The sequence below is a fragment of the Pseudoalteromonas sp. SWN166 genome (assembly GCF_015864485.1).
Classification (GTDB): domain Bacteria; phylum Pseudomonadota; class Gammaproteobacteria; order Enterobacterales; family Alteromonadaceae; genus Pseudoalteromonas.
The window spans coordinates 1-26386 of the sequence record NZ_JADYXB010000027.1 but is presented as its reverse complement, the minus strand read 5'-3'; the positions used below and the strand labels follow the sequence as shown (position 1 = coordinate 26386).

Sequence of the window (26386 nt, the reverse complement as noted above, 5' to 3'; positions counted from 1 at the left end):
AAAGGAAGCTAAGCTTCCTTAATTGAGTTTTATCGTTCGCGAACTAAGCGAAAACCAATGTAGTTAGATCTAAAATCAGGCGCTAAAATTAAACGCGTAGATGCGCGAGCAAGGCTTGGTGCAAAGTTCCACGCTCCGCCTCTTACTGCTACATCAGACTCACCTGATTCTTTATCGGTCCATTCCCATACATTGCCTACGGTATCGTATAATCCAAATGCATTTGGAGAAAAAGAACCTACTGGCGAGGCACGTCTGTTTGACCACTCACTACCACACCAACCACAGTTAGCTAGGTTTTTACCAATTTCGTTACCCCAAGGGTATTCTGTTTCGGTTCCAGCGCGTGCTGCGTATTCCCATTCAACTTCGTTCGGTAAACGAAATTGCTGCCCTGTTTGACCCGATAACCATTCAGCGTAAGCTTTTGCATCGTTATAAGTTAAACATACCGCAGGAAAGTCACTGCCTTGCTCAAAACCAGGGTTACGCCAATTTAAATTTGCTTCCCATACTGGTTCGCCATTTAAATAATACGCACACCCTTTATTTTTTTCCGCTTGGGTTTTATAACCTGTATTTGCTACAAACTTTTCGTAGGCACCTACGGTTACTTCTTTGCTTTGCATAGCAAAAGAATTTGCTATTACTTTTTCAATAACTGGGCGCTCATTGGCTAAACCATTGCCATTAATATCGCCCATTTTAAATTTGCCTGCAGGAATAACCACAACTGGAGTTTCTACGTTTGCATTTAATACATTAACGTTTTCACTCACTTTGCGTGCTGTTACTTCTGGTTGCTCTCGAGTATAGGTCGGTGCAGCAATCGACTTAGGCTTTTTTACTAAATTTGCATTAATTGTTTGTGCTTTGTTTAAATCAACACGAGCTTGGTAAGGTTTATAACCTAACTTACGTATTTCAACGTTGTGAACACCACGCGGTAAACGCGTTATTAAGCGTGTAGAACCAAAGCTAACACCATCAATAAACACTTCATCGTCATAAACATTAGATCGTAGTGTTAATTCTACAGACTGATCCTGCTTTTTATTAGCAATAGAAGAGTAATCTCTTTTTACCGGTGCCGACTTAATTGAATAATCACGTACTGGTTGCTCATTTAAACGAGAAACCGATACTGTGTTGGCATTATCCTTGGTATTACTGAATGTTAACTGACTATCAGTAAATGTTGTGCCATAAGCGGGTTGATAAGCAGCAGTAAGCGGAGTGCCGTACTCAGAACAATAGCGGTTATCTATACTTAATAAGCTACATAAACGACTGCTATTAACTTCGCCGCGCATGGTTACACTTAAGTTAACGTTGTAGTTACCCTGGCCGCTAAATGCACTGTTAACCACGTGGCTACTTAATATTTGTACTTGAGCGCCCGCCAAATTACGTTTTGGTTCAACAATGCGTTCTTCTGTTAAGTTTGCAAATATTTGATCAACAAAGCGTTTAGTCGCTTTTTGTAGACCCATTTGTTGACCGCGTTGCTCACACGCTGCTAGCGTTTCTGTACGCTTACAGTTAATAGTGTGATTAACCTCAAGTGTGCCTTCACGTGTAAACTCGTTACGTAAACGCTCTACTCGGGCTGTTGTTAACTGCTCTTTTAAACTTTCTAACGTATTTAAAAGCGCATGTTTAGCAACACGAATTTGCTCTATGTCTTTACGGTGGGATGCAATTGCCGCCAACTGCATAGAAATATCATCTTTATTTTGCTTATGATCAACCACCGCTTTTTGATAGCGTGATTGAGCCGCACTAATATTAATAGTGGGATCGTCAATTAAACGACGGTACATTTCGTTCATCGCATCGAGCGCTTGGTTTTTTTCTTTATCTAGCTCGGTAGAACGAGAACGAAGTAGCTCTAGTTGATTTTGTAACTGACTTTCTTCTTTAAGATGTTTTTCAAGTATTCTTGTCGAGTTATCGTATTCTGTTTGTTTAACACTAATCTCTGAGTCAATTCCAGTTACTGTAGCTGTGTCTTGTGCAAATGCACTACTGGCTAATAAACTAGCTGAAACTAACAGAGATAAAGGGGTAATTCGCATATATTCCAGTCCCAAAAAGCGGCAATTATTTGGTCGTTATTATTTTTTATAATTAAAGCCTTATGCTATGTACTTGCAGCACAAAACACAAGCTTTGTTCAATTATTATCTTAGTTTACAACTATTCGCGTGTTTCACGCCAGTAAATAACCCGATCATTTCCTCTAAAGCGGCCAAATTGTAAAATAGCACGAGGATTAAGTTGTGTACCATCACCTTGCCAATCCCACTTTAGCCAATCATAAGTATTATATTCTAAGGTAAACTCGCCCAAACCATTTGGTTGTGCATAAATGCCATTGTTTGCAGGATACACTCCCGCTTCTAATTGACCTGATGCTCCACCTCCATATTCATATTCATAGCCCAATTGCGGGCTACTAGGTGATATTTGAGTGATTTGGGTATAATCAAACACACTACAGTTATCTTCAGCGTTATTCACAAATCCACTACCGTTGTAATACTGAGCCTGCATAGGAATAAGTAAAGGGTCGAGATCGGAGCCTGCGTTATTGCCAAGCACTAAACGTCCAAACCTAAACTCTATTGGTAAGTCATTTAGTCTTACGCTATTACAACCACCCGAACATGCTGTTTGTGTGTTTGGTTTATCGTTTGCATCAATTAGTGTTGCCCCTTCTATGTTAGAAAGCGTTGCCATTAAACTCACCATGGCAAATGGCCCATCTGGCTGCCCTACACCTAATCTTTTAAGTGTGGTATTTATTTGGCTCATTTGCCATTGGCCGTCACTTATATCTCCCCAGTTATTATTCCCTAGGTTTACTAAGCGACTTGCAAAATTAGTTGCGGGTACATAATTGCTTGCTTCGTTGTTTTCAGCATTAACCTCTACACTTGACTTATCAAAGCCCTCTTTATAATTGGCCATTAGCTCACCATTTTGATTTTGTGCCTGTACTGTAAAGCCAAGTTCAAAAGGTTGATCGAGGTAAGTTAAATTACTGCCATAACGTGTACATTGCGCTGCGGCTTGCACACCTAATATTTGAAACTGTGAAGGTGCAAAGCGGCCAACGTTGTATAGTTCACCTTTTACGTCTCCCGCACCAAAGTAATCTGCATCTTGAAGGCCTGCTATTAAATCAATAATGCCAACTTGGTCGTAATTATATTGCGATACGGATTCACTCAAACTACCTGTATCACTAAAGGGTGATGTACTCATAGCTTCCAGCGTACCTGAAATGCCTGGTGTAGGTACTTTAAGCGTTGCCTCAACCAATGGTTGCTCTGTAATAAAATGTTTAGCTATGGGGTTATTTATAATATTGCTGTAGTTGTCTGGAAAACCATCGTTGTTAGTGTCTTGCCCTATTTGCCACTGCACTGCATTCATTTTTAAATCAAATGCTTCGCCAGTTAATCTAAATAAGCTCCCATTAGCGTTTGCTGCATAGCCATCACTTGCCACCTCCATTGCTAATCCAAATGGCTTTACAACATATTCATTTGAGCTACCTGTTAGATTTACTGACAGGTTAGTAATCGGGTCTAAAATTAAATTAGTTTTTACATTTAAACTCAACTTTCCTGCATCGGGGTAATTAATAACAATTGGCGCTTTAGACTCATTATCAAAATTAAGTATGAATGGTTTAGCTGCTTGCTCTACCGTAAAGGTATTATTGTTATTACTAAGTGATACTGTATCAGAACAGCTTGCACCAGCACTGCATGTATACGATAAGTCTAAGCTTACATCACCACCAGCGGGAAATGCGGCTTCACATACTCCTGTTGTGGTATTTGTTTTTACCGCCTGAATAGATAGCGCTTTTGCATTAAATCCAGTATTTGAAGGCTTAGCTGATAACTGAGTAGGAATTGTAGTATTACCATCGGTTTCGTTATTAAAAATAAACCCTGCATCAGAAAATGTGACTTTACAGCCGCTCAAACCAACATTATTACCACCGATGTAACAACGAAGAGGCGCCGAAGGATCTGCAGTGTTATACCCAAATGTGACGCTACCAGTTGTACGTTTGGCAAACTTAACAGTTGTTGAGCCTGTAAAATTAATATTCTCTCCCGTAACCCAGCTTTGTTGCCCACTATTATCTGGAGAAAGGTTTAAACTAGATGGCTCTGCAAATAATAAATCGCAGGCGTCATTTGCGCACGCTGTGAGTGTCATCTCTTTAGCTTCACACGTTAGACTTTTGTTATCGCTGATTGTTAAACGATAATGATCCAGTGTTTCTGGTGTATAAATGCCACAAAAACCAGGGATACTCTCTGGTACTGGTAGAGCGTCAAACGTTGAGCTCCCTTCGGTAATAATTTGAGTAGCCGATGTAATTGACCCCTGATACGTTACATTTTGTGCAATTCTTACCTCACCAGTGGCAACAATGTAGGCCGCAATATTGGCATCTGCTGCAATAGCAATCGCTCCATCAACATAAATAGCTAAATATGCACCAGTTTCTACCACTATATTTGTTTTACCTATATTCAAAAATGAAGTCGATAAAAGTGATGTGGTGTCTTTTAAAAAAATACGTGTAGGCGCTGTTACTCGGTACTCTGTTTCCAGCATGCTTAACTGCAACTCATCATAGTAATAATCGCCAGCTAAGGAAGTAGGTACTGGCCCTGTTGAGCTACCATCGTTTGTAACCGTTGGTACTTGCGCCGCTTGATTAGGCTCTAAAGAGTTATAGCCACCAGCAACACATGCTTGACCATTACATAAAGGAGGACTCGTCAGCGCTGTAGAGATTAAATTCGTGGTTGTGACAAACTGTGCATTACCGTCTGTTATTTCTACCCCCTGAACCAACTGTACCTCACCGTTATTATAAGTAGAAATAGCGCCCGGGAATAACGTATCACAATCTAAAATATCACCATTAAATACGAAGGTACTGGTCATAGCGAGTATTGAAGCTTCTTCTTTTACGTGACGGCGCTCGTTATCGCCATCACGGTCTTCATCAACAACCAAGCCCAACCTATTTGTTCTTAAGTTACAGCTGCGTAGCCAACCGCCGTCATCTTCTCGGCGTGAGTTTTTACTTGCTACAACTAATGGAGCCACACTAAAGCTATTAGTAAAACTAAAGTAATTACAGCCATTGCTCCAACCGTCAACTTCAAAACCGGTAAAAAATGTTTCCCAGGACACTTCAAGTCCATTATCGTCTGTAAATACGCGGTTACTTCCAGGCTCAACAGCCATATAAGCAACCGTCTCACTTTTTATAACGCCGAGTGCTGTTTCTGAAGCTTCTAAGGCAATATTAACGCCGCTAGCAGATAAAGAATTACTTTCTACTGCAACGGTCAAAAAAGGCACTAATGCTTGAGTAGGTGGGTTACTATCTATGCTGTTGAGCGTTTGTAATGAATGGAAAAAGTTCGGCCTTTGAGTAAATGGTTCCGCGAATACTAAAGACTTATAACCTTTAGGAGTAAATGGGGAAAAACCTGACTTAGGACCATATTGTAGCTCTAATAGTAAATCGGTACTTCCTACTTCCATGATTGTTCCATCAGGAAACTCATGTACGCCATATTCAACAGCCAAATAATGAGCTCCCATCGTAACGTGCTCACCATCCTCACCCGAAGGCTCAAGAGGTAGTGCCTCAAAGCTGGTTGTGGTTATATTACGTATTCTTATTATTGCGGGGTTTCCGCCTTGGTTTGTTGAGAGCATAAAAACAGCAGGAGGTGTTATGTATTGCTGTTGAAAATTTATTTTTGTCCAAATAGGTGATGTGTATGTATCTTGCAGCTCTATAAAGCGTCCTTCAATTTTAGGCGGTACCGCGTTTGCGTAATTACAAAGCAACACGCAGCTAAAAAATATAATGACTAATGCATTTTTCATCATGGTAACGTTTTAGCCTCTACGCTTAGTGTTCTTTGTGTTTGCCAATAGTCTTTTCTGCAGCTACTCCCTGCTGGACAATCAATTGCAGCACACGTTGCACTGCTTTGTAGATAATATATATTCACAAGCCCATTTGCTGTACTGCTGTCGGGTAGGTCTATATATTCATCACAACTTATCACTACTTTACAGTTAGCTAAATATGCAGTTTGGAAAGTTAGATCAGTAGTAACCAATGCACAGCTTTGAACTGAGCTATTTACAGGAAATAGTTGTGTTAAACCACTTTCAAGGCCGCTTTGCGCCGCCATATAAGCGCGAGCGCCGTAATACTCAATCGTGTTTTGTTGTGATGCGCCAGAAAGCACTTTAACTAATGCTAACCCTAGCGCTAATAAAGCAACAATAATTACTAAAGAAACAATTATTAAGTTCCCTTTTTGCTTACTGGGTAAGGCTTTTCTGTGAGAATTCTTTTTAAGGTACATTAGGAATATGCACCTCATGGTTAAAGTTCATTACTTCGGTATCGTTAAATTGCATTTGCGCATTTACGTTAAGCACAGCGTTTCTTTGTAAGGAGAGCGCATCAAGAGTAAAAAATAAATCGCTCGCTAAATTATTGGCAATGTAAATACCTAATAAATCACGTTTAACACCACTGCTTACTTGTAAGCTCACAGCATCTAATTGATTAATAGTAAAACCGTAATTGGTATATCTATATAAATATTGCCCTTCAACACAAAAACTTACCGGTTCTGAAAGCAAATAAAGGCGTTTACTTGGCGACTCTTGGGCAAATGCTTTACTAAATTGCCACTCATCAATTGCACTCGCTGAACTATTAAATGCAGATACTTTTAAGCGCTTATTATTATTTTCATCATATATATCAGTACTGCTTAACGGGTATATCGTTGCCCAATCTCCAGCTTGCGGCTGCGTTAAATTATTAAGTTCAAAATCAACAGCGCTAACATTAAAAGGTGCTACGGTAGGTAGGTAATTTGTATAGTGAGTTGCCGATAAAAATGGCGTAAATTCTAAACACTGCTGCGCACCACACGCTCCGCTAGTATTATTATCGCAAGAGAGCCTTAAAGAATTTGGCGTAGCATGGCGCAACTCTTTACTAAGTCGCGTTATTAAAAAACGAGCTTGTGCAACCGCTTCTTGGCGCTTTACACCTTGTGAGTAAATACTGACACCTGCACCAATAAACGAAAACGCACTTACGGCTAAAATGCCAATAATAATCATGACAAGTAACAATTCTATAAGTGTAAATGCATTTTGGTATTTAGCACTTTGCATTAGTAATTCCCTTTATATGCACTAAAGCCGTAAACCTCACCTAAAGGTGATGTTACTTCAATAGTAATGCGCTTAAAGGTTGTGCCATCGTTGGTGGTCGATTCATTAAAGTCGCTATCGTATTCAACGGTAACAACTAAATTAAAGTCGCTGTACTGACTTAACACCTCACCTAAACTATTTGTAATAGGTTGGTTAGAAAGTGCAATATAGTCATCTACATCGTTATAACTAGTTCGAGATTCTGAGTCGGTGCCTAAATCGCCTGCTGCTGTACAGGGCTCTGCACCTAAGGTTGTTTCGCCGCAACGTCTAAAAGGAGCGCTTCTATCGCTGTGCTCATCAAACGACTTGCTTTGAATTTCGTTCATTAATGATTGACCAAATTCAGATGCTCTCAAAGCAATAATTGGCTCTGCACTTTTTTTGGCTTGCGGGGCTATTAAAGCAGTAATAATGCTAAGCGAAATAGCAAACATGACTATGCCAATAATAAGCTCAATTAAAGTAAAACCTTTTGCTTTAAGGGCACGCATAGATAAGCCCTTCACCACTGATGCATACGCCAGCTAATCCAACATCTATTCGACATTGCGTAGTACAAGTTTGATTTGATTTACCTAAAGGATCAAAACTAATTTGGGTAAATATATTCGCGTTACTATCTAAAGCATTAAAGGTTATATCACTTCTTTGCGTGTCTATTTGTACCACTAAATGATCGGTGTTATTGGCATCAGCTCCTCCGATACATGTATCAGGTGTGGGGGGAGCAATAAGTGTGGAGGTTATATAAAGGGTATGACAACTTGCCATTGCTGTATTTTGCATGGCACGTAGCTGCACTGTTCTCAGTGCATTTAAAGCACGATCTCGATATGAATAGGCGTCTTCTGTTGAGCTGCCCAGAAATTTGGGAACTGCCGTTACCGACAGTATTCCCAATATTACTAGAGTAATAATTAACTCAATGAGTGTGAAGCCACGCAATCGTTGCTTACTACTGCTTTTCATTTATGTAATTAACAGCCCGTTAAATAAGTATCAATAGTAGGTGTTTCTACTGAAACTGGGGGTGTACCTGCATTCGCATCACTAGCTTCTGTATATTCGATGCGACATAGGTCTGTCTGTACATAACTATTTGGGAAAATTATTACTTTCTTATCAGCTGCAATCTCTACAATATTAAAATCTGCTGAATCATCAGCAGCAAAGCTAACATCTAAAAATGCCTCAAAGGCAGCCTGTGTTGCTGCAGGGTAGCCATAAACTGTATCGACTGCATCACCTGTATCTACAGTGACTGTAGCCGTTGCTTTTTTGTGATCACTAGCAATAATAGATTTACCGTTTACGATATTCATACCACTGCGAATAGAGCCCTGCAAGCCTTCAAGTGTTGAAGCATTGGCATCACCTTGCAAGTTTAAAAAGCGAGGTGCTGCAGTAACAGCTAAAATGCCTAAAATAACAATTACGATGATCAATTCAACAAGTGTAAAACCTGCTTGTTTATTCATTGGTAAACTTTTTAACGATTGCGTTTTCATAAGTAAGCCTCTTTTTAATTACTTAATTTTTAAATATTTTTACTTTGCCTGTTTTAGCAAAATATGAAAAACCTGTTAACCCTAATATTTCACCCGTATTGGTAGGTATATTTTTAATATCAAGGGTATGAGTTAAATAATAGACGCATTGCGTACTTTCTGCATTGTACCTAACTAAAAAACTTACACTTTTTATTCTTGATATTTCATTACTTAACGTACTACTGGGTGCATCTTGTAAAATGACATTTAATACTTCGCGACATTTATTAGCATTTATAGCTTCTGCACGAGTATCTTTTTTTTCTGTTTCATCACTTGTTGGTGTACCTAACATTCCATCAACACCAACTATTACTCCTCCATAATTAACAAATGTTTTATTTGACCGACTATTTGGCCTTCCCTCTAATTCCCATTGACCTCTAACCATGCCTACGGCTGATGAAAAACCACCTGCGATAGCATCTACGCTCGCATTATGAGCTTGATTTTTAATACCTATATATTGAGGTATAGCAAAACTCATAATTACTGCCAATAAAATAACAACAATAACTAACTCAAATAATGAGAAACCTTTTGAGTAAGCCTTTGATGCTATCACTTGGTTAATTACCTTTAATCGCTGACATCATGTTCCACATCGGCATAAAAATACCTAATGCTAAAATCAGCACCATAATGGCAACAAACACCGTTAAAATAGGTTCTATTTTTGCGGTTAAACTACGTAGATCGTAATCAACTTCACGCTCATAATAATCAGCAGCCTCTTGAAGTAACTCATCAACCCGGCCTGTTTCTTCACCCACTGCAACCATCTGTAACACAAGCTGAGAAAACAGCTCAGAGCTTTTTGACGCTCTAAGTAAACTATCGCCCTTTTCTATATCTTGGCGCATAGTTATAATCGCTTTTTCCATATAGCTATTATCTACAGCATGAGCTGTTAGCGATAATCCAGTGGTCATAGGTACACCAGAGCGCAATACCATAGCTAAACTTTGACTGTAACGTGCAAGCAACGTACGTTTTAAAATATCGCCAATAAAGGGGATTTTTAATTTATATTGATCCCACTTGAAGCGTCCAGCATCTGTATTTAAATAACGTTTCCACGCGAGGACAGATCCAATACCCATTACCAACAGCAACCACCAATAGTTAACAAAAAAGTGACTGGTGCCAATTAATATTTGAGTCATTAACGGCAATTCGGCATCAAATTTGGCAAACATGCTCGCAAAGGTTGGAATCACAAAAATATTCAAAATAATCATGGCTCCTACTAAAGCCAAAATGACAAAAGTGGGATAGCGCATTGCTGCTTTTATACGTTTTCGGGTTTCCTGTTCTTTTTCAAAATAAATAGCGAGCTGGTAAAAAGCATCCTCTAACCGGCCAGAACCTTCACCAACCATTACCATTGACACGGTTAATCGGCTAAACACTTCATTATGTATCGCCATCGCACTGGATAAGTCACGGCCTTGTTCAAGCTGCCTGGTAACTTCCATCAAGACATTTTTAAATTCTTTATTTTGTGTTGTATCTGCCAGCCCAATCATTGCTCGTATAATTGGAATCCCTGCTTTTAGTAGCGAATACATTTGCCTAGAAAACATAATCATGTCGTCTAGCGTTATTTTTTCGACAAACAAGTTATCGAAAATTTTAATATTATTTTTTGTTTCAACTAATGAAATTGATATGGGTATAAATTGACGTTTTATTAAACTATCAGCTACGCCAGCTTGGTTGTTTGCTTCTAATTGGCCTTTAACCAATACACCCTTGCTGTCTTTCGCCTTATAGCTATATAGCTGCATCAATATCCCCTACTATTTCTGGGATATACTCAGCCACTTTAAATACTTCATCTAACGAGGTGATACCTTGCTTAGCGTAATTTAATGCCATTGTTGAAAGCGGTGAAAAGTTAGCACTATTTTTGGCCGCTTTTGCAAAGCCTTGTGTATCGTTAGCGCGCAATGCATCCATCATCGCATCATCCATTTCGAGTAACTCAAAAATACCTACTCGTCCTTTATAGCCACTGTGATTACATGCTGTGCAACCTTGCCCTTTAGAAAATTGAGCGTCAGTAACATTTTCGCCTAAGTATTTTAACCAGCTTAGTTCTTGGCGATCTGGTAGGTAAGGTACTTTACAGTCATTGCATACTCGCCTTACTAATCGCTGGGCAATAATAGCCCGCAGGGAGCTTGCCACTAAGTAAGCAGGTGCGCCCATGTCTATTAAGCGCATAGCGCTGGTAATTGCATCATTGGTATGTAACGTTGATAGTACGAGGTGACCTGTTAAAGCGGCCCTTAATCCAATATCGACCGTTTCTTGGTCCCGCATTTCACCAACCATTATAATGTCGGGATCTTGCCTTAATGCTGTGCGTAAAATACTTGAAAAGCTCAACCCTATTTTATTATTTATTTGTACTTGGTTAATACGGCCAATACGATACTCAACCGGATCCTCTACGGTAATGATTTTACTTTCTTGTTGGTTTAACTCACTTAATGCGCCATAAAGTGTAGTTGTTTTGCCCGAACCTGTTGGTCCAGTAACTAAAACCATACCATGTGGACGTTTTATAATACTGCGTACACGCTTTAATATGTGTACTGGCATGCCTGTTTCATCTAACGATAATAATCCTGCAGATTGATCAAGCAAACGCATTACAACTGATTCACCATGCTGAATAGGCATGGTAGATAGGCGTACGTCAATGCTATGACTGCGTACTTTTATGTTAAAGCGACCATCTTGAGGAAGGCGTTTTTCAGATATATCTAATCCCGACATAAGCTTTAAACGTAATACTAATGCCGATGCTATTTTTACTTGGTTAAGAGTGTGCTCTTGTAATATGCCATCAATACGCTGACGGATACGCAATAAGCCTTCATCAGGCTCTATGTGAATATCGGATGCACGAACTTGCACAGCATCCTCAAATATAGATTGCAGTAACTTTACAACAGTTGCATCCGATGTTTCATCATCTAAAGAATTTAAATCAAACTCTTCTACATCTTGGTATTCTTCATGAAGTTGTTCTGCAAAGTTAGTAATTTCATCTGTACGACGATATACGTTGTCAAACGCAGCCATTATCTGACTTTCTTGTACAACGGCTAAGTCTATTCGTTTAGGAGCAAGCATAGTTGCAAGCTGATCAAGCCCTCTTAAATCAGCAGGGTCGCTCATCCCAACCAAAACAGAGTCGCCATTATCTTCAATAACTAATGCTCTATAACGACGCGCATAAACCTCAGATAAAAGCTTAGATACATCGTGTGATATTTTTCTCTGTGATATATCTAAAAAAGGCACTTGTAATTGTTGCGCTAAAAAACGCAATAGTTGTGGTTCACTGATAAACTCAAGTGTAATAAGCGTTGAGCCTAATTTACGACCTGTTGCCGCTTGAACATTTAGTGCTTCACTAAGTTGCGCTTCGGTGATCATGTGCTCATGAACAAGTAAATCGCCTAAGCGCATCTTTAAACTAGGTCTCATACGGCCTCCTTTAGCGCAACTAAACGCTGTAATGCATGCTGGGTCATAGCGGTATTTAATCCACCTAAATCTAGAGCAACCTTATAAAGCTGCTTAGCATCAAGATATTCTCCTAATGCATCCTTTGATGTTGCAAGTGCCAGCCACCACTTAGCTTGACTAGGCTGTAGCTGTGTAAGATGTTTAAAGCTTTCAAGTGCTTTATGGTGCTTACTCGCACTTTGAGCAGCCGTTCCCTGCAGCACCCAAAAATCAAGATTCGCTTGAGATTCAAATTCGTCAGTTAAAAGCAGTAATACGCCTTCATACTCCTGTTGCATAATGAGTATTTTGCTTAGCATTACACGCCATTCCAGTACGTTAGGGCTTTGACGAATACCTGCCTGTAAAACCTGCTGCGCAGAATTTATATCTTGTTGTTTAAAATAGGTTGCAGCCAGTAAGTTTCGGGCTTCTACGTGTAAAGGCGATTGCGCTAAAATAGTGTTTAAATCACTAATAGCTTCGTTGTATAAACCAAACTGTATTGCCTGTTTAGCTGCAGCTAATTGCTCAATTAATAAATCCTGTGGCGACTTGGCTTCTGGCGCACTTTTAGTCATTGTATTTTGAGGCTTAGCTTTAGCTACTGGAGTTATTTTTGGCTTGCTAACAGTTAACTCACTAGCTGCCAATTCATTATCATTATCTAGTTCAGGGCTTTGTTTAACTTGGGCAATTACAATCGGATCTTCTATTGGCTGAGAAGCTAACAATGTAGCTTCATCCAACTTAGGCTCAACCAAATCATTATCTACTTGATTTACCGGCTCAACTTGCACAACCTTTTTCACAGCGTCTTGTCCAACTGAAGGCTCTACAGTATTTTCACCATCTTCAGAGTCAGATAAATTAGAGGTTATAACCGCAACCATTTTTTGCGGTGGTAACACAGACTTAGGTTGAGTTTCTTGTTTGTCAGCATTAGGTAAATACAAGTACGCTAAAAAAATGACGCTTAGCATAATAAGTACAATTACAACTTTAAATGCAATATTCCTTAAGTCATATATTGGTTTTACATTTATGCCTTCTTGAACATTTACTTGCTTAGCTTCTCGTTGTTCAATATTTTTAAGCATATTATTTATAACGCTCATAACCACTGCCTCCATACCCAGATGGCAGCAATAGCTAAAATACTAAACATTAAAGCACTGTAGCTCCAATACTGACCTGTTCGGTATTTTGCGCAGTCTTCAGTATCTTTTATAGCAAGCTGAATATGGCGATTGGTTATTTTATTTAGCCCTTCACCATACGCTTGTAATAGTGCTTTATGGCATAAAATATTAACTAACCGAGGAATACCACGGCTTGCTCTGGCAATTTTAAGCCCCATACTATTATTAAATAAAGGAGGTCTATTAAACCCTGCAACTTGTAAGCGGTGATTTATATAATAAATAACCTCAGCACCAGTCATCGCTCTTAATTTATAAGAGAAACTAATACGTTGCCGTAATTGCCTTACTTTATTATTAGCTAGTTTTTCATCAAGTTCAGGTTGCCCAAATAACACAACTTGAATTAGCTTTTCACTTTCTGTCTCTAAGTTTGTAAATAATCGCAGTGCTTCTAGAGTCTCCCAACTCAAGCATTGCGCCTCATCTATCAAAAGAACTACACGCTCATTATCTTCTTGTAAATCCAATAAATGATGATTTATAAGCTGCCCAAGTGCTTGTTGATCTAATGCTTTATCTACATCCATACCAAGCTCTATTGCAATGGCCCATCTAAGCTCTTCAGGACTTAAATAAGAATTAGGTAAATAAGCAACAATGTAATCTGGCTCAAGCTGGTTTAATAGCTTTCTACAAAGTAGCGTTTTACCTGTGCCAACTTCACCTGTGACCTTAATAAACCCTTCACCCATTTCTATTGCGGTTGTAAGTACCTGCATAGCTTCGTGATGAGGTTCAAGCGCACAAAAAAACTCCGTATTTGGGGTTAACGTGAAAGGCATTTCACTTAAACTGAAAAAGCGCAAATACATAGTTAATTTTCATACCAAGTATTTAAAAGTCTGCGAGTTTCGCCTTGCTGTTTTTTCCACGTATCCGGCATAACAACAGTTGGCTTGATTAAAATAATCAGCTCTTTTTTCTCTTGGCGCTTACGTATACTTTTAAATAAATTACCAAAAATCGGAATGTCACCTAATACCGGTGTTTTTGATTCTTCATCTTCTGTTGTCGTTTGCATTAAACCGCCAATAACAACTATCTCACCACTTTGTGCACGAATTACCGTATCTGACTCTCTAATATTGCTTTGCGCTAGTGGCAACTCAAAACGCTGATCATCTAACGTGATTACTTTTAATTGCTCTTCGGTTTCAGTCACAGAGGGGTGTACATGTAAAATTACTGAGCCGTACTTATCAATCTGTGGTGTTACATCAAGGGCAATACCCGAAAAGAAAGGCGTTAAATCAATCTCAGGCGATGTTGTTGTTGAAGTACCTGTCACTGTTGTACTCGATACATTCGTTACAAAGTATTCATCTTGTCCTACTTTTATAACAGCTTTTTGATTGTTAGTTGCGGTTACCCGAGGATTAGATAGCATTTGCACATCACCTTGTGTTTCAAGCAAGTTAATAACGCCGTTAAAATCCCCTTTTTGAATTGTTAACGACGATGACCCGCCTAAAACAGCCGATATACTATTACTAATCGTTGTACCTGCGGTTGTTGCAAACGATACACCACCTTCTAACCCACTTGATATTTTTTCCCAATTAACCCCTTGCTGGTATTCATCTTTTAAGGTTATTTCTATAATTTTAGCTTCAAGAATAACCTGGCGCTGTAAGTTTTCTTGGCTTTGACGCAAAAACTCTTTTAACTGACTAATCTCACTTGGTAATGCATTAACCGTTACCAAACTTGCTTGTGGGCTAGCAACAACATAGCGCCCTTCACTTGCACCAATTAACGACTTAAGAGCAAGCTCTAACTCTTTCCAAAAATCATTTTTATTAATTGTTTGAATACGAGAACCATTTAACTCTAAACTTTCATTATCACTGCCAAACTCTTGGCTTCCTTGGTTAGAGTTACTAGAACGACTGGAACTGCCACTGTTTTGCGCAAACTGGCTTACGCCCCCCGCTACAACACTTACTGTTGATAATCCATTACGCTGCATCATTAAATAGTTTACGGGTATTGTTTCGGTACGCATTTTAGCTGGTAGCACCTGTACAATACGCCCTTCGTTAACTATATCTAAAGGGTACATGCGTTTAATAACCGCAATCACTTCATTAAATGTCACACTTTTGAGATTTAAACTAATAGTGCCACTCACCTCAGGATGTACAGCAACACTAAAAGGGGTGTCGTCTGTTAAACCGGCAAAAAAGGCGCCTATTTCAACGTCATTAGCGGCTACATCAAAACGCTTTATAGATAAATCATCACTTATAGTTTGCTCATTATTTATTGATGATAGTAGGCTTTGTGTAAGCTCACTCGGCATCTGTAAAGGCGCAATCGCTTTAGCTTCCACAGGTTTTTCAGCCAGCTCTTGTTCTATATGAGTTTTAACTTCTTTACCAGGCTTAAAGCTATGGCAAGCCGTTAAAAATGTAGGCAATAACAGGAGAACAAGCCACGGGTAAGATAAATTATTTTTTAATTTCATAGTCATATAATTCTAATTTTATTTGTTTATCGTCATTTGCTAGCACAACCTTTTTTGAGTTTATGCTTAGCACCCGAAAATCGTCTACAGCATCACCCACTCGATAAATATGGCCAGAAATAATAGCCTTAAATGCGGTACTGTTTTTAATAATAGATTGCAATTTAAGTTCTGTGTTTTGAGTTACACTCTTGTTGTTATTTACATACATATTTGGTTGAGTAGGATCACGTAATTGCGCTAATGCACTGGGTGCGAAAGTGAACAAAAGTAATAAAAAACATAAATTATAATGCGATAAATTTTTCATTGGCGCTCACTGTAGCAATTTGTAAAGTTAGCTCAGCTTGTGGGTACGTTAGTACCTGGTAACTAAACTCTTGTATTAACAATTTTTCTTGGTTATTTTTTAATGCTGCTAAATATTTTTGTAAGCTAAAATAACTACCTTCTAAAGTAACCACCATCTGATGCTCAAAAAATAACGTTTGCGTATCATGCTCACCCAATTTTTCAACATCTATAGCCTGCGCAGGTTTTACATTAAAGCTGCTTACTTTCACATCGCTACTATCTACGAGTAAATCTTTTAAAACAGCAGGTACATTTTTAGCAGCAATAAAACCTTGGCTAAAACTATTGAGCTGATTATTAATGTCCTCTAGTTCATTTCTTGTTTGCGCTATTTGACCACGTAAAATTTTAGTATAATCGTGATTTAGTGCTTGGTTTAGCATTGAAAGCTGTGCATTTATTTGCTGTAACTCCTGCAGCGCTGCATTTTGTTCAGAACGAATATGAGCAACTTCATCTTGCTGTGGAAAAATAACAAACCACAAGCCAAGGTAAATCACCACAAATAAGCCAACAAATACTGTTGAATACTTCTCACGCTTTTGCAGCGATGCAAATTGCGCTTGATACTTAGCCCACATAGGCCAGCCTTTGTTCTTTTTACTTTGGCTATTTATTTTGTTGTTCATGGTTTAGCGCCTTTATCAGTAAGGTCGGTCGCCACATTAAATTCACTCAAACCATCTTTTGTTGACAGTTCTAAAACTGAAAATTCTTTATCAATGAAAAAAGGTGATTGCTTTAAATTATTAAACCACATAGGTAAAAATTTTGACTGCGATACCTGCCCTTGAAGCGTAACACTTTGCCCTACAAATTTAATATGGGTAAGCCAGATATTAGGCTCGTGATACTTGGCTAAATCTTGCATAACCTGCGCATAGTCGGTTGCAGATTGATTCGAACTTTGCTCTAAATAGCTAAATATTTGCTGTTTATGTAAAACTTCTTGCTGAAGTGTTTTTAACTCATTAATGAAGAGCGTTTTCTTTTGCTTCTCTGCTAATTGCTGTTTTACAACTTCTAGCTGGGCTTTCCCTTGCTTGAGGTATTGCCTATTTTGTTCTAAATCAAGCTCACTTGAATAGGCTTTATAACTATAAAAAGCCCAGGTGATTGCAATAATTAATAGCGCACCTAACCACAGCGTAATCATTCCCGATAAAGGGACTGGGTCTCGCCGTACTCGTAAGCTTTTTTGATAAAAATTAATCCGGGTTTTCATAGCACAGACTCCGGATCAGTTAATTGATAGGCAGCACCAAGTGCATAATAAAAGTTAGGTTCCAATTGCTTCGCTAATTCTAAATTGGGCGCAAAATCTACAACCTTTACTTGTAAAAATTCTGCAAGACCAGCCCTAAGAGTCAATGACGATAAGTCGTCGCACTGTAACTGAATGCTGCGAATTGGCGGTTGCTTGAGCTGGCTTTCAAAAAAGTCCATAGAACGCTGAATTTCTAATCCTAACGCTTCTACTAATTCTTGATTTTGATCTTTATCAGAAATACCTAAAAAACCGTTTAATCGTCTAGCTAATACTAATTGTCCATTACGAATAATTAAGATTCGAGGCTCATGATTAACATGTTGCACAATTAGCATATGCGCTTCTTTATACGCGCCAAACAAGGTAACTAAAATCATCTCTTCGGAGGTCATTGCACGTAAAACAGGCTTGGTTTGCTCAAAACTATCTATAAACGGAAGTAGCTGCAGCTTATTAGTAATAAATACATTCATTTTGCTGCTTTGCATTGGTAACGTTATAGGGTAATCAATAAAGTCAGCAACTATGTTTTCAGGTGCTATATCAACTAAATCTTTTGTAGTCCAAGGGAGTGACTGGATGATTTCTTCATCGCTAAGGTTTGGTTTATCCATTTGCACTATTTGATAAAAATAGTGTGGTACAACTAAATTTACTGCACACACGTCGTTAGAAACTTGATTTGTGCAAGCAACAATAGCAGCGGTATAATCGGTTTGCTCAGATACATTTACACTATGTGAACTATGCACCATCCATTGGTCGCGTTGTTTTTTTAAACATACTGCGTTTACAGTATCTGCATACGTTGCAACACCAATAGCTGTATTAGGATCTAAACTACGATTTAACCAAGAAAACAGCTTTTCTTTCATATAGCTACTATTGTTAATTATGTATTAACCAAGTGTCGTACATTTTATTTACTTTGCCAAGTTGAAAACTAATAAAAAATGCATCAATCATTCAAAATAAACGAAAATAACCATATTCAACAAATAGATACAACGTTTCTAAAAAAGAGAAATATTTATTTAGGTGTAAAACGTGACGATCTATTACATCCGCTAATAAGTGGTAACAAATGGCGTAAATTAAAATATAATTTAGCGCATATGCAAAAGATAAATAAAACAGAACTACTTACTTTTGGTGGTGCGTTCTCAAACCATATTCACGCCTGCGCAGCAGCAGGAAAAGAATTTGGCATTAAAACACATGCAATTATTCGCGGGCCAGAACTTGATAACAACAACCCAACAATTCAATTTGCTAAGCAATGCGATATGCACCTACATGTTGTTAACCGTATAGAATATCGAAAACGCCACGACACTGATTACCTTGATACTTTACAAGAGCGCTTCCCCAATGCTTATATAATTCCTGAAGGAGGTACAAATGAGCACGCCTTATTAGGGTGTAAAGAGTTAGTACAAAGCTTACCTGAGCATAACTACTTAGTTTGCCCCACTGGCAGCGGTGGCACGCTTGCTGGATTAATCGAAGGTAGCGCTCCAACAACAAAAGTAATAGGCGTTGCTGTATTAAAACAAGCTCATTATTTAAATGAAGAAATTAAAAAACTAAGTAACAAAGCTAAAAACCAAAATAATTGGCAGTTACTCACAGAGTTTCATGGTGGTGGCTATGGTAAGTTTTCACCTGAGTTATGGCAGTTTTGCCAAGATATGGGCCGCACTTATAATTTACCGCTTGAGCCTATTTATAGTGGAAAAATGATGTATGCATTATGGCAGCTTATTGAACAAGATTATTTCCCATCTGGGAGTCAAATTATAGCTGTTCATACCGGCGGGCTTCAAGGTTTGAATGGCTTAAAATACAGAGGCCTAATCTAGAAATTAATTAAATACCGCTTGCGTAAACTCTTGAAGGGGTTCTGAAAAGTAAAAACCTTGAGCCCCTACCACTCCCAATTTACCAAGGGTAAATAGCTCTTTTTGAGTCTCTACACCAACCGCATATACGGGTAGATTTAAAAGATTTGCAGCTTCTACTATTTTTTTTATTTTCTTTTGATTTTGAGTGTTTTCATTTAATAAATGAACAAGTTCGTATGATAATTTAAGCCCACACACTTGGCTGTAACCAACTAACATGGCTACTTTTTCACTACTTTTAATATTATCAATTACAATGTGTGAATGGCCTTTTTTGATTACATTAAGCGCATTAGTTAGCAACTCTCTGTGAGTAAAAAATTCTATTTCACTTATTTCAAATTGTAATTTAGCATTTAATTTAAGCTCTGCCATTTGATTAGTTACCCATTCCCAAAATGCATTATTAAACCAATTTTTAGGATGTAGATTTATACTAACGGTCAAAGCTGAAGGCTCACTCAGCATAAGCTTTTTAACTTGTGTTATTACAGCTTTATCTAATATTAAAGCGTCTTGATTACTATAAACTTGCTTAATAAAATAACGAGCAGCCAGTAAACCAAGTTGGCTATGCCTAACCCTGATAAGAGCTTCATGCTGTAAAATTTCACCGCTAGAGAGCTCAAATAAAGGTTGAAAGAATAATATAAACTTATTTTTTTTAATGTTTTCGATAACTTGCTTACTAGAGAGTAGTTTTTCTTGGCAATGATTTAACGCTAAGCGATGACAGTGCTGTAATAAATTGCTTTGCGATAACACGAGTGCTGATTTTGCTAACTGATAAACTGTAACTTGGTCAGCGCCTATTTGATAATCACACGCACCTATTTTAATATCTTTATGGGTAATATTTTTTTGATGATTTTGACATATTAAAAACAAATTTTTATGGAGCTTTTCTATATAGCTATCTAATTCATTGATAGGGATATTTGGTAAGGTGACAGCTAAGTAACTAGAATTTAGTTCTTTTACTGACGCACCTTTAAGTTCGGTCAATTTTTTAGTAATTAATACTTTAAAACTGGCTTTTTTATCAACGTTACAATCACACTCAATAAGTAAAAATAAACTATGTGATACTGCATTAGCCCCATATAAAGAGCTTAGCTCGCAGCTTTTCACTTGTTTAATTAGCTGAGTTTTTTTCTGTTTTTGTTGAGTCGTTTTAGTGGGGTGTATAACTTGATTTTTAAGTGCTACTTTATGGTTTACTTTCAGTAACCTCCACCAGCGATAAGACCAGTTAACAGCACCTAATATGATCAAATTTAATAATATAAATAAGTAACTTTGTGTTACCCATGCAGGGTAATGATAGAGGCTCAAACTTAGCGTTTTATAAGTAAAAACTTCGCGATCTAAATTTACTAAGGACCTAAAATGCTCTGCAGATTTTTGCACTTCCAGCATAAAGCCTTCACTTTTAGCTAATGCGATCAGCACATCATTATTTATAGAGGGAGATAAATTTAATTCAAAAACCTGTTTAACAAACTGCTGCCCAGAAACATGCACTTTTTGATGTAATGCATCATTCAAAATGAAATTAAAACTAATAAGCATCATCAAAAATAAAACAAAAGAGATACCCTTGAAGTTTTTTAAAAGCCAGTGTTTAGTCTTTTGCATAGCCTGCCACTCGTTAAATTATTAACTAAAGTGTTGTTCAAGATCTATAGAAGTACAAGGCTCTACACTAAGTTTAAATGTTTATTAATAGCGCTAAACAAAAAAGCTTCAGATAAACGAGAGCTTACAAAAACAAACAGCTATGCCCTTTATTTTATAGTTAGATTAAATCTAGCTCCTCAGGCTTAAGTTAATATTAGATGTTTCGCAATTGAAACCATGCAGCATAGCAATCATGCTCTAGCCCTAGTTAAACCAATGGCGTGTTTTGTTAGCAAAATACACTAAGCTGAGCATTACAGGGACTTCTACTAACACACCTACTACGGTTGCAAGTGCAGCACCAGAGTGTAAACCAAACAATGAAATAGCCACTGCAACTGCTAACTCAAAAAAATTAGATGTTGCGATCATGCACGCTGGCGCCGCTATATTGTGCTCTAGCTTCATTTTTTTTGCGGCAAAATAAGCAATAGCAAAAATACCGTAAGTTTGAATAAGCAGCGGAATAGCTATAAGTACAATCGCTTCGGGGTTGGCTAAAATAGTTTGTGACTGAAAACCAAATAATAAAGCGACTGTCGCTAATAACCCCACAATAGAATAGGGTTTCATAATGCTCAAAAACTGATTGAGTCTAGAATGATCCTCGGCTTTATCAAGTTTTTTACGCGTAACCGCACCTAAAATTAATGGTATAAGTACATACAACACCACAGATAAAAATAACGTATCCCACGGTACTGTTATATCGGTTACACCCAGTAATAAACCCGCTATAGGTGCAAATGCAAATATCATAATAATATCGTTAATAGATACCTGCACTAGCGTATAGTTAGCATCGCCTTTAGTCAGTTGGCTCCATATAAATACCATTGCAGTACATGGCGCAACACCCAGTAAAATCATGCCTGCAATATATTCAGTTGCAGTTTTTGGGTCGACCCAGTCTGCAAATATACCCTTAAAAAATAGCCAACCTAAAAATGCCATTGTAAATGGTTTAATAAGCCAATTAAGTACAATGGTTAGTAATAACCCTTTTGGCTTTTTACCCACGTCTTTAATAGATGAAAAATCAATTTGAACCATCATTGGATAAATCATTAGCCAAATAAGTATCGCTATTACTATATTTACATGCGCATATTCAAAGCTTGCTATTAGTATAAATAGCTCTGGTATTATTGAGCCTGTAAAAATACCTAAAGCAATTGCTAAAGCTACCCAAACTGATAAATATCGTTCAAACAATCCCATTACATTCCCCTAAATAGAACTCAAATTAACGCGTTGACTAAGCTCTTCTGCAGATTCCACTCGTTCAGAATAGCGATCTGCAAAGTAATCTTTTTGATCTCGTAATAATAAAGTAAATTTAATCAGCTCTTCCATAACATCAACAATCCGATTGTAGAGCGCAGAGGGTTTCATCCGTCCATTTTCTTCAAATTCTAGGTACGCTTGTGGCACTGACGACTGATTAGGTATTGTTACCATGCGCATCCAACGCCCTAATACTCGTAGTTGGTTCACCACATTGAATGATTGCGAACCGCCACTAACTTGCAACACAGCTAATGTTTTACCTTGCGTTGGCCTTACACCTCCTAGGTTAAGAGGGATCCAATCAATTTGATTTTTGAATATACTCGTCATTGATCCATGACGTTCTGGTGAGCACCATACCTGCCCTTCTGACCAAAGCATTAAATCTCGCAACTCTTGTACTTTAGGGTGTGATTCATCTTCACTATCGGTTTGAGGTAAACCTTCAGGGTTAAAAATTTTAACCTCAGCACCAAAATGCGTTAATAAACGAGCGCTCTCCTCTATAACTAACTTGCTATAAGAACGCGCTCTTAATGAGCCATATAACAATAAAATTTTAGGTTTATGCTCAGAAAAACTAACGTTAAAATTTGATGTGAGTGGAACAACACTGTGTGCTTTATTTGTATTTGGTAACCCATTAACTTCTGACATTGATAACTCAACCTTTGGTAAAAACAAGTATATGAAAAAACGTATATATGAAATTTCACACATAAAGACCTATGAGTCAAACTCTATTTTATAAAATTTACTTTTAAGTTATTTAAAATTAGCTCAAGACAATGGGAGGTATTATGGTAGATATTTGATATAGTTAATTTTAATGGCTCAACTATTTACTCAAGCAGTGGATTATAGTTTCACGTAATTTTTGCGCTTTAATTGGTTTTGCAACATGGGCATTCATGCCAATGGATAAGTATCGTGTAATATCATCTTTCATAACGTTAGCTGTTAAGGCGATTATTGGGATGTTTGCGATAGTTTCGTCATTATCACTACGAATAATTTGACTCGCCTCAACACCATCCATTATAGGCATATGAATATCCATCAAAATAATATCAAACGCTTCCGATTTTACTATTTGAATACATTCCAATCCATTGCCGACCAAATGAATTTGGGCACCAGCATTTTCAAGTATATTTGTAGCGATTATTCTGTTGATCGAGTTATCTTCCACAACTAATATTTTTATACCCGCCAGTGACTTTTCACTGACGATATTGGCTACAGGAGCTTTATTTATAGAGCCCACCACTTTACGTTCAATCGCCTCATACAAAACACTCGTATATACAGGTTTATGCAAAATAGTTTGTATACTGACTTTCTTGCCTGCATCATTAATTAAACTTTCATCACTCTTTGTAAGTACAATAATGTTGCTATAAAGCTGAGGGCTAATACTATGAATACGTATTAAGAAGGTTTCGCAACTCATCGCTGGCATTGCCCAGTCAACAATAATGGCTTTAAATTTTTCTTTATTCTGCTCAATAATATCAATAGCTTGCTTAACTGAACAACAGCTTGTACACGCTAAACCCATTGCACTGAGTTGACTCCCAATTACCTCAAGGTCATCTTTATTATCATCAATAATTAATACTTCAAACGGATCAGTAAAAGTTAGGCCGGGAGTATCTTCAATCAATACCTTATTATTCAATTTCACCTTAATCGAAGCTATAAATTCACTGCCTACACCTTGGGTACTTTTTACCGTTATATCACCACCCATCGATTGGCATAAACGCTTACTTATTGTTAAACCTAAGCCTGTGCCACCAAACTTTCTGGTTGTAGAGCTATCTGCCTGAGTAAAAGATTCAAATAAATCGACAAGGTTTTGTGCGGCTATACCAATACCAGTGTCTTTAACAATGAAATACAAACAAACACTCTTAGGATCAGCTGATGATCTTTTCGATTCTATTGATACTGATACAAAGCCATGAGTAGTAAATTTAATTGCGTTAGAGCATAAATTTAGTAGCACTTGGTTTATTCGAACTACATCACCGGTTAAATCGAGTTTAACTTCCTTATCAATAACAATATCAAATGTGATCCCTTTGCTTTGAGCTAGCTCATCAAAAGTTGCTTTGATGTAGTCAACAACCGAATTTACAGAAAAAGGAAACTCCTCAAGGTTGATGTTTCCAGACTCAATTTTTGAAAAATCTAAAATATCATTAATTACAATGAGCAACTGGTCAGAAGAATATTTTATTTTATCTAAATACTGTTTTTGCTCTGGTGGTAAATTGCTGTCTAATAAAATATTAGTAAGTCCAATAACACCATTCATTGGAGTTCTAATTTCATGACTCATATTAGCTAAAAAGTCTGATTTTATTGACGCTGAATGTTCGGCTTCATTTTTTGCAATTAACAACTCTTCCGTTCGCTGCTCAACTCTATATTCTAATTTAAGTTTTTCGCTATCAAGTTCCTTTAATAATTGAACTCGCTTACTATTTAAAAGTAGTACAAAAGCTAAAAAACCACTCAATATTGTGATTACTGCAATTGCGCTATAAATAAGCATTTTATTTTGTTCAAAATATGAGGGTAGATTATTAATAATAATGGAATGTTCAGGCAGGTTTTGGGGGGCTATCTCAAACTTTTTTAATTGCTTAAAATCATAATAGTAAGTACTTAACTGATCGCTATCGACCGGTTCTAAATATTTATTCTTATCAAAAAAAACTATTGATTCGGCAACTCGAGCGCCTATTTTTTCACCCGATAGCAAATATCCTCCAACAATCCCCGAACCTAACAGTGAATGCCAATAACTAAAAATAGGAACAGAGCTGTTACTTGTTAGTCGCTCCACAAATTGAAATGGGCTAAGTACCGTATCGTTATAACGTCTAAAAATCGGCGTAAATAGTATTATTGAATCAACGGGCGCATTGTTTACTTTATTTATTAACTCATCGGCAGGTAAATCAAACCACTTTTCTAACTTTAAATGCGAAAAGTCTCTATTAATAATCGGCATAAGATGTTGGTAAAAATTAGACCCTATACCACTTTTTCTATCCAGGATAACAATTAATTTTTTAGGGTTTGTTAAGTTAACAGCGTTTATTACCCCTTGCTTATAATTTAGTTTGGGTCGAATAATAATTCCATTTTCATTTTTTGGTACTTTAAACTTACCACCCGGTGTTAGGTATATTATTGGTATCCCTGTAAATAAAGTGTCAAATTCAGATAATAATGAGGCAGCAGGAACGCCTCGACTAATAATTATATCTATTCTTTTATCGTAATATTTCTGTTGTAAATAAGCCTTCATCAATCGCTTTTGTCGCATTTCATTGAATCGACCAACGTCCATATTTTCAATAAAAAGATCAAAACCGGCATTGCGCTCTAATAATTCAGAACGTAATCCCCTCTCGACACTTTGCTGCCATGGAGAATCTTGGTTTAGAGAGTTTATTAGTAAAACTTGGGTTGTATTTTTTGAAGAGATTTTTTTTTGAATTATTTTTTTTGAAGCAATTGTATCTGAAATATTTGTGAGCGCTTGTACATTAAGGCTCAGTAGCTGAAAAAAAAGAAATACAGTCACTAAATAGGTTTTCATATTTCTCATAGATTCGTTAAAAAAAAGTCTGTAGAGGATAGATTGCAATCATTTATATATCAACTAATACAAGCCTCATAAAAACAAAAAGCCGCTATTTAGCTAACACCGATCAGTTAAGGTATTTTTGATCGGTTGACCGATCTTTTGGTTGCTTCACAATACCCTTATCATCTTTTGATTATGAGGGTATTTTTATGCTTAGTCATTGGTT

The 26386-nt window shown here is 37.4% G+C and carries 22 protein-coding genes; 1 reads left to right on the top strand and 21 read right to left on the bottom strand.

Annotated features, from left to right (window positions below; translation table 11 throughout):
• Positions 1 to 29 precede the first annotated feature (29 nt).
• The 17 genes from I6F49_RS14850 to I6F49_RS14770 form a co-directional block, all read right to left on the bottom strand.
• Positions 30 to 2078 carry an SUMF1/EgtB/PvdO family nonheme iron enzyme gene (locus tag I6F49_RS14850; protein WP_197181171.1) on the bottom strand — a complete coding sequence of 683 codons (2049 nt, stop codon included), beginning with the start codon at positions 2076 to 2078 and terminating at the stop codon, positions 30 to 32.
• 121 nt (positions 2079 to 2199) lie between these two features.
• Positions 2200 to 5946 carry an H-type lectin domain-containing protein gene (locus I6F49_RS14845; RefSeq protein ID WP_197181170.1) on the bottom strand — a complete coding sequence of 1249 codons (3747 nt, stop codon included), beginning with the start codon at positions 5944 to 5946 and terminating at the stop codon, positions 2200 to 2202.
• Positions 5943 to 6434: an agglutinin biogenesis protein MshP gene (locus tag I6F49_RS14840; protein ID WP_197181169.1), complete on the bottom strand. Its 492-nt coding sequence runs from the start codon at positions 6432 to 6434 to the stop codon at positions 5943 to 5945. Before I6F49_RS14840 ends, I6F49_RS14845 begins: the two co-directional genes overlap by 4 nt.
• Positions 6424 to 7263: a PulJ/GspJ family protein gene (locus tag I6F49_RS14835; RefSeq protein ID WP_166419750.1), complete on the bottom strand. Its 840-nt coding sequence runs from the start codon at positions 7261 to 7263 to the stop codon at positions 6424 to 6426. Before I6F49_RS14835 ends, I6F49_RS14840 begins: the two co-directional genes overlap by 11 nt.
• Positions 7263 to 7799, bottom strand: a complete 537-nt coding sequence (locus I6F49_RS14830; RefSeq protein ID WP_166419749.1) for a prepilin-type N-terminal cleavage/methylation domain-containing protein — start codon at positions 7797 to 7799, stop codon at positions 7263 to 7265. The genes I6F49_RS14835 and I6F49_RS14830 overlap by 1 nt, the downstream gene beginning before the upstream one ends.
• The gene (locus I6F49_RS14825) at positions 7786 to 8277 is read right to left on the bottom strand and encodes a type II secretion system protein (protein WP_166419748.1); all 492 of its coding nucleotides are present in this window, start codon (positions 8275 to 8277) and stop codon (positions 7786 to 7788) included. Before I6F49_RS14825 ends, I6F49_RS14830 begins: the two co-directional genes overlap by 14 nt.
• 8 nt (positions 8278 to 8285) lie before the next feature.
• Positions 8286 to 8816 carry a prepilin-type N-terminal cleavage/methylation domain-containing protein gene (locus I6F49_RS14820; RefSeq protein ID WP_197181168.1) on the bottom strand — a complete coding sequence of 177 codons (531 nt, stop codon included), beginning with the start codon at positions 8814 to 8816 and terminating at the stop codon, positions 8286 to 8288.
• A 22-nt stretch (positions 8817 to 8838) separates the two neighbouring features.
• The gene (locus I6F49_RS14815) at positions 8839 to 9423 is read right to left on the bottom strand and encodes a pilus assembly FimT family protein (RefSeq protein ID WP_166419746.1); all 585 of its coding nucleotides are present in this window, start codon (positions 9421 to 9423) and stop codon (positions 8839 to 8841) included.
• A gap of 4 nt (positions 9424 to 9427) precedes the next feature.
• A complete protein-coding gene (locus I6F49_RS14810; protein WP_166419745.1) occupies positions 9428 to 10648 on the bottom strand; it encodes a type II secretion system F family protein in 1221 nt (406 codons plus the stop codon).
• Positions 10635 to 12362 carry a GspE/PulE family protein gene (locus I6F49_RS14805; RefSeq protein WP_197181167.1) on the bottom strand — a complete coding sequence of 576 codons (1728 nt, stop codon included), beginning with the start codon at positions 12360 to 12362 and terminating at the stop codon, positions 10635 to 10637. Before I6F49_RS14805 ends, I6F49_RS14810 begins: the two co-directional genes overlap by 14 nt.
• Positions 12359 to 13501: a tetratricopeptide repeat protein gene (locus tag I6F49_RS14800; protein WP_197181166.1), complete on the bottom strand. Its 1143-nt coding sequence runs from the start codon at positions 13499 to 13501 to the stop codon at positions 12359 to 12361. The genes I6F49_RS14805 and I6F49_RS14800 overlap by 4 nt, the downstream gene beginning before the upstream one ends.
• Positions 13498 to 14400, bottom strand: a complete 903-nt coding sequence (locus I6F49_RS14795) for an ExeA family protein (protein ID WP_166419742.1) — start codon at positions 14398 to 14400, stop codon at positions 13498 to 13500. Before I6F49_RS14795 ends, I6F49_RS14800 begins: the two co-directional genes overlap by 4 nt.
• A 2-nt stretch (positions 14401 to 14402) precedes the next feature.
• Positions 14403 to 16055: a pilus (MSHA type) biogenesis protein MshL gene (gene mshL, locus I6F49_RS14790; protein WP_197181165.1), complete on the bottom strand. Its 1653-nt coding sequence runs from the start codon at positions 16053 to 16055 to the stop codon at positions 14403 to 14405.
• Entirely contained in the window at positions 16039 to 16365 is a 327-nt protein-coding gene (locus I6F49_RS14785; RefSeq protein ID WP_165724855.1) for an agglutinin biogenesis protein MshK, read from the bottom strand. The genes mshL and I6F49_RS14785 overlap by 17 nt, the downstream gene beginning before the upstream one ends.
• The gene (locus I6F49_RS14780; protein WP_166419741.1) at positions 16343 to 17038 is read right to left on the bottom strand and encodes an agglutinin biogenesis protein MshJ; all 696 of its coding nucleotides are present in this window, start codon (positions 17036 to 17038) and stop codon (positions 16343 to 16345) included. Before I6F49_RS14780 ends, I6F49_RS14785 begins: the two co-directional genes overlap by 23 nt.
• Positions 17035 to 17634, bottom strand: coding sequence for a PilN domain-containing protein (locus tag I6F49_RS14775; protein WP_231615109.1), 600 nt, complete (start codon positions 17632 to 17634; stop codon positions 17035 to 17037). The genes I6F49_RS14780 and I6F49_RS14775 overlap by 4 nt, the downstream gene beginning before the upstream one ends.
• Entirely contained in the window at positions 17631 to 18554 is a 924-nt protein-coding gene (locus tag I6F49_RS14770; protein WP_165724857.1) for an MSHA biogenesis protein MshI, read from the bottom strand. Before I6F49_RS14770 ends, I6F49_RS14775 begins: the two co-directional genes overlap by 4 nt.
• A gap of 78 nt (positions 18555 to 18632) precedes the next feature.
• On the opposite strand from I6F49_RS14770, the gene I6F49_RS14765 reads away from it, so the two are divergent.
• Positions 18633 to 19541, top strand: a complete 909-nt coding sequence (locus I6F49_RS14765) for a 1-aminocyclopropane-1-carboxylate deaminase/D-cysteine desulfhydrase (protein ID WP_197181164.1) — start codon at positions 18633 to 18635, stop codon at positions 19539 to 19541.
• A 3-nt stretch (positions 19542 to 19544) separates the two neighbouring features.
• Here I6F49_RS14765 and I6F49_RS14760 read toward each other — a convergent pair whose 3' ends face one another.
• The 4 genes from I6F49_RS14760 to I6F49_RS14745 form a co-directional block, all read right to left on the bottom strand.
• Positions 19545 to 21221: an EAL domain-containing protein gene (locus I6F49_RS14760; RefSeq protein WP_197181163.1), complete on the bottom strand. Its 1677-nt coding sequence runs from the start codon at positions 21219 to 21221 to the stop codon at positions 19545 to 19547.
• Between the two features lie 246 nt (positions 21222 to 21467).
• Entirely contained in the window at positions 21468 to 22484 is a 1017-nt protein-coding gene (gene arsB, locus I6F49_RS14755; RefSeq protein WP_197181162.1) for an ACR3 family arsenite efflux transporter, read from the bottom strand.
• 9 nt (positions 22485 to 22493) lie between these two features.
• A complete protein-coding gene (arsH, locus tag I6F49_RS14750) occupies positions 22494 to 23210 on the bottom strand; it encodes an arsenical resistance protein ArsH (RefSeq protein ID WP_197181161.1) in 717 nt (238 codons plus the stop codon).
• Positions 23211 to 23391: 181 nt separating this feature from the next.
• Positions 23392 to 26172 carry a response regulator gene (locus I6F49_RS14745; RefSeq protein WP_197181160.1) on the bottom strand — a complete coding sequence of 927 codons (2781 nt, stop codon included), beginning with the start codon at positions 26170 to 26172 and terminating at the stop codon, positions 23392 to 23394.
• Positions 26173 to 26386: the final 214 nt, after the last annotated feature.